Source organism: Pedobacter sp. (assembly GCF_045628745.1).
Classification (GTDB): domain Bacteria; phylum Bacteroidota; class Bacteroidia; order Sphingobacteriales; family Sphingobacteriaceae; genus Pedobacter.
The window spans coordinates 1-15,345 of sequence record NZ_JAZQPU010000278.1 but is presented as its reverse complement, the minus strand read 5'-3'; the positions used below and the strand labels follow the sequence as shown (position 1 = coordinate 15,345).

Annotated in this window: 12 protein-coding genes, 1 tRNA gene and 1 pseudogene; 8 read left to right on the top strand and 6 right to left on the bottom strand. The window is 38.8% G+C overall.

The window, feature by feature from the left end:
- Positions 1-13 precede the first annotated feature (13 nt).
- Positions 14-87 (bottom strand) — tRNA-Asn (locus ACR2F7_RS10550).
- 134 nt (positions 88-221) lie between these two features.
- Here ACR2F7_RS10550 and ACR2F7_RS10545 point away from each other — a divergent pair.
- Positions 222-1,136, top strand: coding sequence for a PfkB family carbohydrate kinase (locus ACR2F7_RS10545; RefSeq protein ID WP_432713533.1), 915 nt, complete (start codon positions 222-224; stop codon positions 1,134-1,136).
- An 86-nt stretch (positions 1,137-1,222) separates the two neighbouring features.
- Here the strand turns inward: ACR2F7_RS10545 and ACR2F7_RS10540 are convergent, their stop codons facing one another.
- From ACR2F7_RS10540 to murB, 4 genes are all read right to left on the bottom strand, one after another.
- Entirely contained in the window at positions 1,223-1,459 is a 237-nt protein-coding gene (locus tag ACR2F7_RS10540) for a cytochrome b5 domain-containing protein (RefSeq protein ID WP_432713532.1), read from the bottom strand.
- Positions 1,446-2,126, bottom strand: a complete 681-nt coding sequence (locus tag ACR2F7_RS10535; protein WP_432713531.1) for a lycopene cyclase domain-containing protein — start codon at positions 2,124-2,126, stop codon at positions 1,446-1,448. The genes ACR2F7_RS10540 and ACR2F7_RS10535 overlap by 14 nt, the downstream gene beginning before the upstream one ends.
- A gap of 122 nt (positions 2,127-2,248) precedes the next feature.
- Positions 2,249-2,779: an RNA polymerase sigma factor gene (locus ACR2F7_RS10530; protein ID WP_432713530.1), complete on the bottom strand. Its 531-nt coding sequence runs from the start codon at positions 2,777-2,779 to the stop codon at positions 2,249-2,251.
- 182 nt (positions 2,780-2,961) lie between these two features.
- Positions 2,962-3,978, bottom strand: coding sequence for a UDP-N-acetylmuramate dehydrogenase (gene murB, locus ACR2F7_RS10525; protein ID WP_432713529.1), 1,017 nt, complete (start codon positions 3,976-3,978; stop codon positions 2,962-2,964).
- 144 nt (positions 3,979-4,122) lie between these two features.
- On the opposite strand from murB, the gene ACR2F7_RS10520 reads away from it, so the two are divergent.
- From ACR2F7_RS10520 to ACR2F7_RS10500, 5 genes are all read left to right on the top strand, one after another.
- Positions 4,123-4,737: a TetR/AcrR family transcriptional regulator gene (locus ACR2F7_RS10520; protein WP_432713528.1), complete on the top strand. Its 615-nt coding sequence runs from the start codon at positions 4,123-4,125 to the stop codon at positions 4,735-4,737.
- A 111-nt stretch (positions 4,738-4,848) separates the two neighbouring features.
- Positions 4,849-5,445, top strand: a complete 597-nt coding sequence (locus ACR2F7_RS10515; protein WP_432713527.1) for a TetR/AcrR family transcriptional regulator — start codon at positions 4,849-4,851, stop codon at positions 5,443-5,445.
- Positions 5,446-5,471: 26 nt separating this feature from the next.
- Positions 5,472-6,794 carry a TolC family protein gene (locus tag ACR2F7_RS10510; protein ID WP_432713526.1) on the top strand — a complete coding sequence of 441 codons (1,323 nt, stop codon included), beginning with the start codon at positions 5,472-5,474 and terminating at the stop codon, positions 6,792-6,794.
- A complete protein-coding gene (locus ACR2F7_RS10505) occupies positions 6,791-7,855 on the top strand; it encodes an efflux RND transporter periplasmic adaptor subunit (protein ID WP_432713525.1) in 1,065 nt (354 codons plus the stop codon). The genes ACR2F7_RS10510 and ACR2F7_RS10505 overlap by 4 nt, the downstream gene beginning before the upstream one ends.
- A 12-nt stretch (positions 7,856-7,867) precedes the next feature.
- On the top strand, positions 7,868-11,062 hold the full coding sequence (locus ACR2F7_RS10500) for an efflux RND transporter permease subunit (RefSeq protein ID WP_432713524.1): 3,195 nt from the start codon (positions 7,868-7,870) through the stop codon (positions 11,060-11,062).
- A gap of 114 nt (positions 11,063-11,176) precedes the next feature.
- Here the strand turns inward: ACR2F7_RS10500 and lpdA are convergent, their stop codons facing one another.
- A complete protein-coding gene (lpdA, locus tag ACR2F7_RS10495) occupies positions 11,177-12,583 on the bottom strand; it encodes a dihydrolipoyl dehydrogenase (RefSeq protein ID WP_432713523.1) in 1,407 nt (468 codons plus the stop codon).
- Between the two features lie 155 nt (positions 12,584-12,738).
- On the opposite strand from lpdA, the gene ACR2F7_RS10490 reads away from it, so the two are divergent.
- Entirely contained in the window at positions 12,739-14,616 is a 1,878-nt protein-coding gene (locus ACR2F7_RS10490) for a CocE/NonD family hydrolase (protein ID WP_432713522.1), read from the top strand.
- Between the two features lie 105 nt (positions 14,617-14,721).
- Positions 14,722-15,345 (top strand): annotated as a pseudogene (locus tag ACR2F7_RS10485) (M1 family peptidase); the annotation flags it as partial.

Sequence of the window (15,345 nt, the reverse complement as noted above, 5' to 3'; positions counted from 1 at the left end):
TTGAAAATCTGAGCTCCCGAAGCTGGGCTCGAACCAGCGACCCTCTGATTAACAGTCAGATGCTCTAACCAGCTGAGCTATTCGGGATCCTTTTCCCCTCCGCGACTAGACTCTGATTTGAAGCAAGCCTTGATCGTTTTGGGAATGCAATATTAGGGCTTTTAAATTATTTATGCAATATTTGCAGTGAAAATAATTGAAAAAAAATTAACATTTTATATATGAGCCTGATAATCATAGGATCTGTAGCTTTCGATGCCATAGAGACTCCCTTCGGAAAAACAGATAAAATAGTGGGTGGAGCAGCAACTTATGCTGGTTTAGCTGCTTCTTACTTTTGCAAAGACGTTAAAATTGTTGGTGTTGTTGGTGAAGATTTCCAACAAACAGATATCGATATCTTGAAAAATCATGGTATTGATACCGAAGGTCTGCAAATTAAACAAGGCGAAAAGTCTTTCTTCTGGTCGGGAAAATACCACAATGACATGAACAGCAGAGATACTTTGGTTACAGAGTTAAATGTGCTTGCAGATTTTGACCCTATTATACCTGAGAGCTACCAGGACTGCGAATTCTTGATGTTGGCTAACCTTGCCCCTAAAACACAACAAACAGTGATCAACCGTCTTCAAAAAAGACCAAAACTGATTGTTATGGATACCATGAACTTCTGGATGGATATTGCGATGGACGATTTATTGGAAACCATTAAAATGGTTGATGTTTTAACCATCAATGATGCTGAAGCACGTCAGCTATCTGGCGAATATTCTTTAATGAAAGCTTCACAGAAGATTTTAACAATGGGTCCTCAGTATTTAATCATTAAAAAAGGTGAACATGGTGCATTGCTATTCCATGGCAACCAGGTTTTCTCTACGCCTGCCCTTCCGCTTGCAGAAGTTTTTGATCCAACTGGTGCTGGTGATACTTTTGCTGGTGGTTTTATTGGCTACCTTGCTAAGGTAGGTACCATCAACTTTAACAACATGAAAAATGCCATCATTTTTGGTTCGGCACTTGCTTCATTTTGCGTGGAGAAATTCGGTACAGAAAGAATCCTTGATTTAACAGAGTCGGAAATTGAAGACCGTATTACTCAATTTGTTAGGTTGAGTGCATTCTCTATTTAAACAACCTGGCAATCCGCAAGAGTTATAAGCTCAAAAGGCGCTTCCGTTATAAGAAGCGCCTTTTTTCAATATGATAATTATGGTTCTTAAACCTTTAAGCGCCCAATAGCTTTAAACTTCTCAAAAACACTTTCTGAATGTGGTGCATCGGCAAGTTCATCGGTTAAATCCTGCCCTGCCCAGTGTTCATAATGTTTGCCATTGCGCCATAAACGGCTTTCGGTCACTTCATAAATTAAACCATGTAAGGCCACCCAAATCTGTGGTTTATCTTGCCCGTTGCGCAGTGCCAGTTGTTGTTTGCTATACTCAGGCAATTCCATGGTTCTTTCTTTTAAAGTATTCAAATAAATAAACAGCTACTAAAAGCAGCAGCATTAAAAGAAAGTAATTTTCAAACGGGCTTGCAATAACTTTAAATTTTAGGGTCGTGGCAATGTTATAAAGTACGGTATTATATCCATTAAAAAACAATTGCGATACAGCATAAAGGACAGTAAAGGCAAGGTATGCCCTGTAAAACCTATACATAAACCTCAACTTATTGACATACTCTATACAAAAAAGAAAGAGCAGCAGGATGGAAAAGGTAAGTACAGCGTATATCTTGGTATAGGCAAAAAACAAGATGGCAATGGATAAGCCGAGCAAGATATTGCTAAAGGCCAGACTGTATTTTTCGAGCTCATTCCCAGGGTAACGGCCATTGAGGTAAGCATAAATACCTAAACCGGCAAAAGGCACTGTAAAGCTGAACAGGGCAGATTCAAGTGGTATTTCATAAAATAACAAGCCAGAACCATGGCTCTCTTCATAAATGACTAAACCATAATGGGTGAAGGCAAGCTTGATTACGATGGCTGCAATTCCGGTGATGATGACACCGGGCACCATTGCTTTCCAGTTTCTAAAAATATGCCCTCGATGATCAAAATACAAGGCGAACGGTATAAGCAGCAGGATAAGGTTAAGTAAAAAGTTGTTATTCATTAAAAATCTTTAAGACACTCAAAAATAGGATTTAGAAGTGGTTTAGCAATTTTTTTATGTCTATAAACAAAAAGGGCATTGCCTTGATGGTAATGCCCTTTTATTCTTATTAGGAAGACAGTTTATACTATATCTGCACCTAAAATCTCTTTAGAGTATGTTTTTAAATATTTTTTAAGAATCTGACGGGCCACATGGATCCTGGTTTTAACCGTACCAATTGGGATGTTTAACATTTCTGCAATCTCATGGTATTTATATCCTTCAAAATACTTGATAAAAGGAACATAATACTCAGGTTGTAAAGTGGCTAATGCTTTGTTGATATCACCCATTACAAATTTACTGTCACTCGCATTTTTACTGGCACTGTAATGTAAATTAGCAGATGAAATATCTTCCGCCTGGGTAATCAAGGCATTGGTTTTAACAAGTCTTCTGTAATTGTTGATAAAGGTATTCTTCATAATGGTGAACAACCACCCTTTTAAATTTGTTCCTTCTTTAAATTTACCATAGTAAGTCACCGCTTTAAGCATGGTATCCTGTACCAGATCATTGGCATCTTCAAGATCTTTAGTAAAATTTAACGCGAATGACTGTAAAGACACTGAATGGTCATGTAATTGAAGGTTGAATTCATTTTTAGTCATAATGTTTTAATTATTAGGGTTTTAAAAAAATCAAGCAAACAGAATTTTTAATTGTCTTTAACAATCTTGTTTAATTTAACTTATTAATCCTTATACAATAGGTGTACCAAAAAATTATTCCATTAATTAGGCCATGACTAGAAATAGTTGAAATCTGGCTAAATACTAAAAAAAAACGCCACTTATAATATATTTACCTCCCGTTCCAGGGTAATGGCAAATTTTTGGCACACCGTATCTATTATATGTTCTGAAAAACTATACACCTCCTGTCCTGTGGCCTCACCATGGTTAACCAACACTAAGGCCTGGTTTTTCCATGTTCCTGTTTCACCAGAAACCATACCTTTAAAGCCGCAACTTTCGATTAACCATCCTGCAGCTAATTTATAATGATTGTTGGGCAAAGGATAATTGACCACATCAGGATAAGACTTTTGGATCTCCAGCAAGGTAGCCTTTTCAATAATGGGATTTTTAAAGAAACTCCCTGCATTACCTATAGTTGAAGGATCTGGAAGTTTACTCACCCTGATCTCTGCAACAACCTTTGATACATCAGCAATAGTAGGCGCGGTAATTCCTCTTCTTTCCAATTCAGTCTGGATGGCTCCATATTGTATGTTAATGACAGCCTCTCTGCTCAGTTTAAATTTTACAGCAGTGAGAATGTATTTACTTTTTAATTCGTTTTTAAATACACTATCCCGATAACCAAAGTGGCATTCCTCATAAGTAAATACTCTTTTTTCACCGGTGGCAATTTCATATCCCGTACAACTATAAAATACGTCTTTCAATTCTACACCATAAGCACCAATATTCTGGATGGGTGATGCCCCTACCGTTCCTGGAATTAAAGTGAGGTTCTCCACCCCTGCCAGCTGATGGCCTACACAGTAAGTTACAAGATCATTCCAAATCACGCCAGCACCTGCTTCCACAAAAACCTCGTTGCCCAACACTTCTTGTACAATACCAGGAATACTCACCTTTAACACCAATCCGGGGAAATCTCTTGTAAATAATACATTACTGCCGCCACCAAGAACCAATAACTCATTTTCTTTCAACACTGCTGAAGTTAACAATTCTTCCAGTGCTGCTTCATTAAAAATTTCAACAAAATACCTCGCTTTTACAGGGATTGAAAAAGTATTATAAGGTTTTAATGAGATGTTTTCTTGTAGGAATAGCATGTATTAAAATTTAAAGTTCCATTGCAAAGGTATAGGTTATGCCTATATTTCGCAGTTAATTCAATATTTAAAAAAAATTACATAATTTACATCTCTAATATCATATTATTATCAACATCCCAAAGTGGGAACCTTAACCAGCCAATGGAAAACCAGGATAAAAAAAGAATACTAATCATCAATGCAGCTTTGAAAAGATTTGCACATTATGGACTTGCTAAAACTACCATGACGGAAATTGCAAAAGACATCTCCTTTTCAAAAGCACTACTGTATTATTATTTTCCTGACAAGGTAAGCTTATATGTACGTGTGATTGAATATTTGATGCATTCCATCAGCAAAGAATTAACCAAATCTTTGGAAAAGGCCTCCACCTCCTCTGAAGGGATCATGTTGCTGCTAAACAAACGACAAGGTTATATACAGAAATATTATAACCTGATGGAATATTCTAAATATAGTTGCAACGACATGCCCGAAGATCTTTATGAAAAGTTTAACCGCGCTAAAGATTTTGAGATCAAAATATTGAATGTACTGCTCGATCGCGGCATCGAATCAGGGGAATTTAAATTAACTGACACGAAAATTGCGACTGAAATATTTATTGATTGTCTTGCTGGAATTCATTTCAACATCCTTAATAAGGATAAGAACATCTTCCCTGACAAAGAGCAGTTTAAACAAATCTTTATCAAAGAAAAGCGCTTCGCAGAAATCTTTATTGCGGGTATAAAAACAATAAATAAGTCATAAAACTGTCATTAAATATACACCTCTGTTAAGAATTCTTAAACACAAGAAATTGGCAGTACTTTTGACCTTATAGATAAAAAAGTCAGAAGGTAAAAAGGTAGAAAATTATAAATGGATAAAAAGAAAGAACTGATTATTAGAGGCGCCATTAAAAGATTTACACATTACGGTATTAACAAAACCACCATGAACGAAATAGCGGACGATCTGTCCGTGTCTAAACCCTCCTTATATTATTATTTCCCCGATAAAGGAAGTTTGGTTCATGGCGTAATCCATAAAATTTTCACGGATTATTTTGAGGCATTATCCAAAGAAAAGCTATACCCTACTTTGGAGGCCACTTTACTATCCGTTTTAGAAATCAAATTCCGTTATTTTCAGAAGTATTACATGTTGCACCTCTCTTATGGTGTTAACGATTCTTGCTTAAATTCTGATGAAGTAAAAAGACTGATTGAGGAAATGAAGAAAAAGGACCTTGAATTTCATGCTGCACAATTGCAGAATGCCATGAATGCTGGTGAAATTGAAAAGGCAGATTGTCAGCAAATGGCAGAACTTTATTTACAAAGCCTTGCCGGCATTACCTCTTTATGTGTAATGAACGGCAATAAAGAACTGCTGCCCAACAAGAAAGACTTGAAATTAATGCACGAGAAGCAGCAACAATTATCTAAAATATTTATCAAAGGACTAAAGAGTTAGTATACGCCAAAACAACTATGAATAGAATGATTAAAAAAATCAAATTACTCCAGCTGATCTTACTGGGTTTGTTTTTTACACAGGAAGTCAGCGCACAACAGCAACTGACGCTCAAACAAGCCGTAAACTATGCAATCGAGCATAGTGAAAATGTTCGAAAATCACGTTTAGACATAGACGGTGGTAAATACAGGACGCAGGAAATCCGTTCGCAGGCTTTACCGCAAATATCAGGTAATGCAGGTTTAACCTATAACCCTATCATTGGTCAGCTGGTAGTTGGAGACCAATCTTTTCAATTGGGAAGAAAATGGAATGCCAACGCTGGGGTTCAATTGAGCCAGGAGCTTTTTAACCAACAGGTATTTACAGGTTTACAGGCTGCCAAAAAAAGTGAAACGTATTATAACTTATCTGCTGATTTGACCGAAGAACAAATCATTGAGCAAGTAGCTAATACTTATTACCAGGTGTTGGTTAACCGTCAAAGGGTAAATGTAATTGACTCTAACATCAAAAATGTAAAAGTAGTAGAGAACATCATCAATAACCAATATAAAAACGGACTGGCCAGGAAAATAGATGTTGACCGGATTAAAGTTAACCTCACCAACTTAGGTAGCCAAAGAGAACAAACCATCAATGCGGTGACTCAATTAGAGAACCAATTGAAATTTTATATGGGTATGCCCGTGAGTAACCCTATTACTTTACCTTTTACAGAACTGAGTGAAGTGCGCACCTTGCCTGTACTGGCAGACAGTGTGAGCCTTGCTGGAAGAACTGAAATGAAGTTGCTAGATGTACAGCGCGACCTGCTCACCTTGCAAAGAAAAGCTTATGTATCAGAATACTACCCTTCGCTTTCTTTAACAGGCAACTTGTCATATACAGGACAAAGTGATAAATTTGACCTTTTCAAGTCTAAAAGTTCTGCCTTTTGGTATGATGCATCGGCTATTGGCCTTAGTTTAAGGGTTCCAATTTTCAATGGCTTCGCTACCCGCTCCAGAATCCGTCAGGCTGATGTAGACCTTAAAAAAGCCGATGAAGACAGAAGACAAACAACCAATTCACTGAATCTTTCTTATGAAAATGCTAAAATAGCTTTAAGAAACAGCATTACCACCATTAATTCCCAAAGGGAAAACGTAATCCTTGCGGACGAAATTTATAAAAGCACACAAAACAATTATAACAACGGGCTTGCAGCTTTAACAGATCTTTTAGATACTGAAAATGCACTTACAGAAGCGCAGAACAGCTACACCCAGGCATTGTTAAATTATAAAATTGCCGAAATACAACTTATCAAATCTAACGGAAATATAAAATCACTATTAAAATGAAAAGAGGAATTATTATAGCTATTGTAATTATTGTTGCACTCGGAGGTATTGGGTTTGTACTCAACAATAATAAAAAGAGCAATGAGGCAAAAACAGCTATTGTTGCTCAGGGTAGTGGTGCGGTAAGTGTACGTATTGCTGAGATTAAAAAAGAAGCAGTAGACCTTGACTACAGTGTTAACGGGGTTTTTGCCCCTATTAAAGAAATCAACTTTTTATCTGAGAATGCAGGTAGGGTAACTAAAATATATGTTGAAGAAGGACAGTATGTAACTAAAGGTCAAGTATTAGCCCATGTAGATGCTGAAATTTTAAATACAGACAGGGAAACTGCCGAAGCTACCCTTCAAAATGCATTGAGAGATGAGGCGCGTTACAGCAGCTCTTTTGCTACGGGTGGTGTAACCCAACAACAGTTAGATCAGGCAAAATTAGCCGTTAAAAATGCAAGATTGAGGTTGCAGGCTTCACAACGCCGTGTAAGTGATGCCAACATCAAATCGCCAATCAATGGTATTGTTAATAAAAAATACATTGAAGTGGGTGCTTTTGTAAATGCGCAAGGAACACAATTATTTGAATTGGTAGATGTAAGCAAATTAAAGCTGAAGGTAAATGCTAATGAAAGTCAGGTAGCTAACTTGAAAATCGGCGATCCGGTTCAAATTAAATCCAATGTTTTCCCAACACTTGACTTTACTGGTAAAGTAACCTTTATTGCACCAAAGGCTGATGCCTCATTAAACTTCCCAGTAGAGATTCAGGTAGTAAACAACAAGCCAAATACACTTAAAGCAGGTATGTATGGTACAGCGATCTTCAAATTCCCTAAAGAAGCAGCGGCTATTACAGTTCCACGTGGTGCTTTTGTAGGCAGTGTGAGCAGCAATGAAGTGTTTGTATTGGAAAATGGAAAAACAGCGAAATTACGCAAAGTTGTAGCCGGAAGAATTTTAGGCGAACGTGTTGAAATCCTTAGTGGACTTAATGAGGGTGAAACTGTTATTACAAGTGGCCAAATTAACTTAGTTGATGGTTCATTGGTTGAACCTTTAAAATAAAAAATCATTCTGATGAAGATTACAGAAATATCAATTAAACGTCCATCCCTGGTAATAGTCGTCTTTACGGTACTTACCTTGCTTGGATTGTTGAGCTACTTTTCATTAAGTTATGAATTGTTGCCGAAGTTCTCCAACAATGTAGTATCAATATCTACCATTTACCCTGGAGCTTCGCCGAGTGAGGTTGAAAATACCGTAACGAAAAAAATTGAGGATGCGGTATCCTCTATGGAGAACATTAAAAAACTGAATGCGGTATCGTATGAAAGTTTGTCTGTGGTAACCATCACTTTAAATGATAAAGCCAATGTGGATTTATCATTAAATGAGGCCCAAAGAAAGGTAAACTCCGTTTTAGCAGATCTACCGGAAGAGGTTAAACCTCCTTCCCTGAATAAGTTCTCCCTGGATGACCTTCCGGTAATCACCATGTCGGCATCTGCCAATATGGATGATGCTTCGTTTTACGATTTAATCGACAACCGTATTGCGCCTATTGTTTCCCGTGTAAATGGTGTAGCACAGGTGACACTTGTAGGTGGTCAGGAACGTGAAATTGCCGTAGGCCTTGATGCCAAGAAATTGCAGGGTTACGGCTTATCGATTCTACAGGTACAACAAGCTATTTTAACGTCCAACCTTGACTTCCCTACAGGAAGTGTGAAAACGCAGAATCAGGATATCCTGATCCGTTTGTCGGGTAAATTTAAAACCGTTGATGAACTGAGAAACCTCGTCATTACCACCAATGCAACAGGTGCACAAATTAGATTGGGTGATGTTGCTGATATTCAGGATACACAAGCGGAAGTAGAGAAACTTGCCCGTATTGACCGTAAAGGCGCTATTGCCATCCAGATTGTGAAACAATCTGATGCCAATGCTGTGGAAGTGAGTAAAGGTGTTCATAAAATCGTGGAAACCTTGCAAAAAGACTATGCAGGTAATGACCTGAAGATCAATATTGTTAACGACAGTTCCATCTTTACTTTAGAATCTGCTGATGCCGTTATCCATGATTTAATTCTTGCGATTATATTGGTTGCTTTCGTCATGCTTTTCTTCTTGCATAGCATTCGTAACGCCCTTATTGTAATGGTTTCTATTCCTGCATCCCTGATTGCTACTTTTATTGGAATCAGCTTGTTGGGTTATACCTTAAACCTGATGTCCCTGTTGGGCTTATCTTTGGTTGTAGGTATCTTAGTGGATGACGCTATTGTGGTATTAGAAAACATCTACCGACACATGGAGATGGGTAAAAACCGCGTACGTGCTGCCTTTGATGCAACCGCTGAGATCGGCTTTACCGTAGTATCTATTACCTTGGTTATTGTGGTGGTATTTTTCCCGATTGCCATTAGTTCTGGCTTGGTGTCTAACATTTTACGCCAGTTCTGTGTGGTGGTGATTATTGCTACCTTACTCTCTTTATTGGCTTCCTTCACCATTGTTCCTTTACTATCATCACGTTTTGGTAAACTGGAGAAAATTGAAGGTAAAAATGCCTTCGGTCGTTTTATCCTTTGGTTTGAGAAACAACTTCACACTTTTACAGAATGGATTACAGGCATCTTAACCTGGTCATTAAACCATAAAGCATTAACCTTAGGACTTACTTTTGTTCTTTTGATTGGTTCATGCAGTTTGCTTGGCACAGGTTATATTGGTACCGAGTTTTTCCCAAAAAGTGATAAAGGAGAATTCCTTGTACAGTTGGAGCTTCCTAAAGATGCTTCCATTGAACAAACAAACTTTGCCACACAGCAGGCTGAAGCTTTCTTGTCTAAAAAACCTGAAATCATTCAGTTAATTACAACTGTTGGTCAGGCGAGTGGAGACTTTGGAGGTACACAGGCAACAGCCTATAAATCTGAGATCAACGTAAGGTTAGTACCCCGCAAAGATCGTGAGGATGAGTCCAGTATTTATGCCACAAAAGTGAGTCGTGAACTGGCCAAACAAATGCCCGGTATTAAAGTAAAAACGGTGCCGATCAGTATTTTGGGTATCGCAGAAAATGCGCCTATTGAAATGGTAGTGATGGGTTCTGACCTTGATAGTGCCATGAAATATGCAGAAGGTGCTAAAAAAGTACTGGAGAAAATTGAAGGATCCGCCGAGGTTAAATTATCAGTGGAAAAAGGTAGTCCGGAAATTAACGTTCAGGTAGACAGAGATAAAATGGCTGCTTTAGGCCTTACTTTGCAAACTGTTGGTGCAACCATGCAAACTGCTTTTAGTGGTAATACTGATGGTAAATTCCGTAAGGGAGAATATGAGTATGACATCAATATTCGCTACCAGGCATTTAACCGCAAGAGCATTGAAGATGTGCAGAACTTGATTTTTATAAGCCAAACCGGCGGACAAGTTAAACTATCGCAATTTGCAGACATCACTGAAGGCTCTGGTCCTAGTCAGCTGGAACGTAGAGATAAAAGTACTTCAGTTTCTGTAAAAGCACAATCGATTGGTAAACCAACAGGTACCATCGTTTCAGAATTCCAGGCCGAGTTATTGAAACTCGAAAGTGAAGGTAAATTGAAGAAGCCTATTGGTGTAAGTTACGTTTGGGGCGGTGACCAGGAAAACCAAAGTGAAGGTTTTGGTACCTTGGGAATTGCTTTAATGGCTTCCATTATTTTGGTATACCTGATTATGGTAGCCCTGTATGACAGTTTTGTTTATCCTTTTGTGGTGATGTTCTCCATCCCGCTTTCGGTCATCGGTGCTTTATTAGCATTGGCTTTAACCAACAATTCACTGGGTATTTTTACCATCCTGGGTTTAATTATGCTCATCGGTTTGGTGGCGAAGAATGCGATTATCCTGGTCGATTTTACCAACCAGATGAAAGCTGAAGGCCGCAGTACAAGAGAGGCTTTGATTTTAGCTAACCATGCACGTTTACGTCCTATTTTAATGACTACCATCGCCATGGTGATTGGTATGCTGCCTATTGCTTTGGCAAGTGGTGCAGGTGCAGAATGGAAAAATGGTCTTGCCTGGGTAATTATCGGTGGTTTAACAAGTTCGTTGTTCCTTACCTTAATTATCGTTCCGGTAATGTACCAGGTATTCGACAGCATGATGAACCGTTTTGGTTTCAACAAACACGGCAAAACCATCCAACAATTAATGGTAGAACCTTATTCACATAAAGAAGTGAAAGAATACGATATGGAGAACGTTCATATCTAAAATTGATGAATGCCCATTGAATTTAATTTTAATGGGCATCGTTAAAAATATTATTCATCAAAAAAGCCGCAACATTTATCGTGTTGCGGCTTTTTTGATGAAATATTAAAGCGATTAAATATGAATTGCTCTGTTTTCTGTCGCTGCCATAGCAGCTTCTTTTAAAGCTTCTGTATAAGTTGGGTGAGCATGGCAAATTCTGGCGATATCTTCTGCAGATGCACGGAATTCCATCGCTACCACTGCTTCAGCAATCATATCTGCAGCACGTGGACCAATCATGTGTACACCTAAAATTTCGTCAGTAGCAGCATCAGCCAATACTTTTACAAAACCATCGGTATCCATACTTGCTTTTGCACGTCCACTTGCTTTGAAAGGAAATGAACCCGCTTTATATTTTGTACCTTTTTCTTTCAACTGCTCTTCAGTATAACCTACAGAAGCAACTTCAGGCCAGGTATAAACAACACCAGGAATAAGGTTATAATTGATATGTGGTTTTTGTCCGGCTAAACGCTCTGCTACATAAATACCTTCGTCTTCAGCTTTGTGGGCAAGCATTGCTCCTTTAATGACATCACCGATGGCGAATACACCAGGAACCGAAGTTTCTAAATGCTCATTCACAGGGATTTTACCACCGCGTTCTTCTGCCGTGATACCAATATTTTCTAAACCTAAACCTTTGGTATATGCTGTTCTACCTACGGCAACAATACAGTAATCCGCTTCTAACTGAACCTGAACACCTTTAGCATTCTCTGCAGTAACGGTAACTTTATCGCCGTTTACAGTAGCGCCTGTAACTTTATGGCCCATGTAAAAGTCCATGCCTAAAGATTTTTTAAGCACACGTTGTAATTCTTTACCTAAACCAGCATCCATGGTGCCAATGATAGAAGGAAGATATTCTACAACAGAAACTTTAGTACCCAAACGGGCATAAACAGAACCTAATTCTAGACCAATTACGCCACCACCTATAACAACCATTTCTTTTGGAACCTCAGTGATGTTCAAGGCTTCTGTAGAAGTAATGATTCTTTTTTTGTCGATCGGTAAGAACGGTAAAGCTGTTGGTTTTGAACCTGAAGCAATAATTACATTTTTTGCAGTTATTGTTTCTGAGCTGCCATCAGCTTTAGTAATTTTGATCGTGTTTTTATCTACGAAAGATCCTACACCTTCGAAACTGTCAATTTTATTTTTCTTGAACAAGTATTGAATACCTGCTGTGTTTTGTGATACAACATCGTTTTTACGCGCAATCATTTGCGGCATATCAACCTGTAAGTCTTTAAGAGATATTCCGTGCGTGGTAAATGTGTGCGCAGCATTATGAAAATGCTCAGAAGAATCTAACAATGCCTTTGAAGGAATACAGCCTACATTAAGGCAGGTACCTCCAAAAGTCTTATACTTTTCTACTACTGCGGTTTTCAAGCCTAGTTGAGCACATCTAATGGCGCCAACATAACCGCCAGGACCGGAACCAATAACAACTACATCATATTGCATATCAAAAGTTTTATTTTATTTTGTGTAACAAAGTTAGTAATCAAAATAGAAAAAATGCATGTGGCAAAGTTTATTCTCATTTTATGAGGGTAAGGTGACCTGTTTGCCAATGAGCGCTATTTTTTGTACGTTTAAATCATTAAACCTGCTTAAAAATGATTTACTTTAAAACCACCCTGCTTTCGTTTTTCGTTCTCTTTACGGGCATGACTTCTTTTGCCCAGCAAACAGACTCTGCCTATATCAAAGACAATTTTCTGAAGATAGAACGTCAAATCCCTATGCGCGATGGCGTTAAGCTTTTCACGGCTATTTACATCCCCAAGGAAAAGAATAAGAAATATCCTTTTTTATTAAATAGAACCCCCTATACGGTTTCACCTTACGGGGAAGGTAATTACAAAACAAGCCTTGGCCCCTCGCCTCTTTTGTTAAAAGAAGGTTTCATATATGTGTACCAGGATGTGCGCGGTAAGTGGATGAGTGAAGGTGATTATGTAGATGTAAGGCCTCATGTGGCCAATAAAAAGAGCAAAAAGGATATTGATGAAAGTTCTGACACCTATGATACGATCGACTGGCTCCTTAAAAATGTAAAGCCTAATAATGGCAAGGTAGGCATCTATGGCATTTCCTACCCAGGCTTTTATTCCACCACCTCTTTGCCGGAAGCTCACCCTGCCTTAAAAGCTGTATCGCCGCAGGCACCGGTAACCGATTGGTTTATAGGTGATGATTTTCACCATAATGGCGCTTTATTTCTTGCCGATGCTTTTAACTTCTATTCCACCTTCGGTGTTCCTCGTCCAAAACCCATTACCCCTGATAAAGGGCCAAAATCTTTTAAACATCCTATCAAAGATAACTACCGCTTTTTCCTTGATGTTGGCGCCTTAAAGAATGTAAACACGAAATATTTTGGTGATTCTATTAAGTTCTGGAACGATCTGATGGCCCACGGTACCTATGATGATTTTTGGAAAGCCCGAAACATTCTGCCTCACTTGAAAAGTGTAAAACCTGCTGTATTGGTTGTTGGTGGCTTTTTCGATGCCGAAGACGCTTATGGCACCCTGGAAACCTATAAAAAAATAGAAAAACAAAACCCCGGTGCAACTAATAATTTAGTAATGGGACCATGGTTTCATGGTGGCTGGGTAAGAAGTACAGGGGAGAAATTTGGCGACATCGAATTTGGACAGCCTACCAGTACCTGGTACCAGCAAAATGTGGAGGTTCCCTTTTTTATGCATTACCTTAAAGATGCTGCAGATGCACAACTGGCTGAAGCCACCATATTTTTGACCGGGAGCAATGAATGGAAAAAATTCAGCACCTGGCCGCCTAAGGATGTAGAAAGTAAAACTTTGTATTTCCAGCCCAACGGACTGTTGAGCTTTGAGAAGCCTAACCAGAATAATAGCTTTGATGAATACGAAAGTGATCCTAATGCTCCTGTACCTTATCAGGACGGTGTGCAAGTAAGCAGAGCAAGAGAATATATGATCGACGACCAGCGTTTTGCTTCCCGCCGACCAGATGTTAAAGTTTACCAAACCGCCGTACTTACGGAAGATGTTACCCTTGCTGGTCCTTTAACGGCAGATTTGAAAGTTGCAACATCTGGTACGGATGCAGATTACGTGGTTAAATTGATTGACGTCTATCCTGAAGATGCACCTGCACCAAAAGACAATCCTAAAAACGTAAGCATGGGTGGCTACCAAATGCTGGTTCGCGGAGAAATTATGCGTGGAAAATTCCGTAACAGCTTTGAAAAACCTGAACCTTTTGTACCGGGAAAAGTGACTGAAGTAAAATACGCCCTTCCAGATGTGGCGCATACCTTTAAAAAAGGACATCGCATCATGATCCAGGTGCAAAACTCCTGGTTCCCTTTGGCAGATCGTAATCCACAGCAATTTATGGATATTTACAAAGCTGGAGACCAGGATTTCAAAAAAGCTAAGCATCGCATTTACCATGATTCCACACAGGCCTCGGGCTTAACGGTTACTGTTCTAAACCCTTAAATAGCTGCGATTCATTTATCAGAAACAATCATTCAAGCTTATCAATAAAGAAAATGTAGCTGGCTAGCTGCATGACCTATACTTTACACATACAAATACACATTAATGAAGACTAATTATTTCACACTTTTGCTCCTGTTCATGTGCTCTTTTGCCGTGCAGGCACAATTGATGCAACCTAAAAATACCTTTACCAGGGCTGATACCTTAAGAGGTACTTTATCTCCTTTGCGCAGCTGTTACGACATTAACTATTACCACCTTGATGTAAAAGTAAATATTGACGACAGGTCCATCTCTGGCAGCAATGAATTTGTTTTCACCGCCACCGAAGATTTCAAGAAGCTGCAGTTCGACTTATTCGAAAATCTGCAGGTAGATAAAATTATTTATAAAGGTCAGCAGCTTCCCTATACAAGGGAATTTAATGCGGTATTCTTGACATTTCCTGCTACCATTGCTAAAAATGCAAAAGACCGCTTTACTGTTCATTATTCAGGTAAGCCTATCGTTGCTAAAAAGGCACCCTGGGATGGTGGTTTCATCTTTTCTACCGATAAGGCTGGAAAACCTTGGGTATCAGTCGCCTGTCAGGGTTTAGGTGCCAGCAGCTGGTGGCCTAATAAAGATCACCAGAGCGATGAGGTAGACAGCATGCTGATCAGTATTAGTGTTCCTAAAGGTTTAAAAGATGTATCTAACGGCCGACTACGTAATATTGTGGAGCAA

Coding starts and splice junctions, on each gene's coding strand:
- ACR2F7_RS10510 (WP_432713526.1), top strand. CDS start 5,472: ATGATTAAAAAAATCAAATTACTCCAGCTGATCTTACTGGGTTTGTTT.
- ACR2F7_RS10500 (WP_432713524.1), top strand. CDS start 7,868: ATGAAGATTACAGAAATATCAATTAAACGTCCATCCCTGGTAATAGTC.
- ACR2F7_RS10540 (WP_432713532.1), bottom strand. CDS start 1,459: ATGGAATTGCCTGAGTATAGCAAACAACAACTGGCACTGCGCAACGGG.
- ACR2F7_RS10535 (WP_432713531.1), bottom strand. CDS start 2,126: ATGAATAACAACTTTTTACTTAACCTTATCCTGCTGCTTATACCGTTC.
- ACR2F7_RS10520 (WP_432713528.1), top strand. CDS start 4,123: ATGGAAAACCAGGATAAAAAAAGAATACTAATCATCAATGCAGCTTTG.
- ACR2F7_RS10530 (WP_432713530.1), bottom strand. CDS start 2,779: ATGACTAAAAATGAATTCAACCTTCAATTACATGACCATTCAGTGTCT.
- ACR2F7_RS10490 (WP_432713522.1), top strand. CDS start 12,739: ATGATTTACTTTAAAACCACCCTGCTTTCGTTTTTCGTTCTCTTTACG.
- murB (WP_432713529.1), bottom strand. CDS start 3,978: ATGCTATTCCTACAAGAAAACATCTCATTAAAACCTTATAATACTTTT.
- ACR2F7_RS10515 (WP_432713527.1), top strand. CDS start 4,849: ATGGATAAAAAGAAAGAACTGATTATTAGAGGCGCCATTAAAAGATTT.
- ACR2F7_RS10545 (WP_432713533.1), top strand. CDS start 222: ATGAGCCTGATAATCATAGGATCTGTAGCTTTCGATGCCATAGAGACT.
- lpdA (WP_432713523.1), bottom strand. CDS start 12,583: ATGCAATATGATGTAGTTGTTATTGGTTCCGGTCCTGGCGGTTATGTT.
- ACR2F7_RS10505 (WP_432713525.1), top strand. CDS start 6,791: ATGAAAAGAGGAATTATTATAGCTATTGTAATTATTGTTGCACTCGGA.